The sequence below is a fragment of the Marinimicrobium sp. UBA4509 genome, from assembly GCF_002388575.1.
Lineage (GTDB): Bacteria > Pseudomonadota > Gammaproteobacteria > Pseudomonadales > Cellvibrionaceae > Marinimicrobium > Marinimicrobium koreense.
In genome coordinates this window covers 62,544-62,896 of the sequence record NZ_DGMV01000031.1, presented here as the reverse complement: position 1 = coordinate 62,896, position 353 = coordinate 62,544, and the positions used below count along the sequence as shown (strand labels likewise).

The 353-nt window shown below is 59.5% G+C and carries 1 protein-coding gene; it reads right to left on the bottom strand.

Annotated features, from left to right (window positions below; translation table 11 throughout):
* Positions 1 to 334, bottom strand: a 334-nt coding sequence (locus tag B3520_RS04015; protein WP_286875461.1) for a GDYXXLXY domain-containing protein, incomplete at its 3' end; no start/stop codon positions are given.
* Positions 335 to 353 lie beyond the last annotated feature (19 nt).

The window sequence follows — 353 nt, the reverse complement described above, 5'->3', positions numbered from 1 at the left end:
CATCATGCAACCCCACCAAAAGCGGCTCGCCTTCCTCGTTCACTCGAAACCGCCCATACCGGGCAGCCTCATAACGCTCGGCCTGCCCCTCCTGAAAAAAGAAGGCGTTGGTGGCGAACAGAATCCGGCCGTTACGTTGACGATAGAACAGGGCGCGCTGGTCTTCCTCAAGGGCGGTGGTCGAAGCGGCGAGTCGGACAAAGTGCGCGATACTCTGCTCATCCAGACGCACGATGGCGTAGCCTTCGGAAGTGTCGTCGGGTTCATCGTCGGCCTGGCCGTTTGAGCGGACGGCGTCACGGATCTGATTGCCGATTTCAAAACGGAGCGTCATGTAATCCCCCTGCATCAGC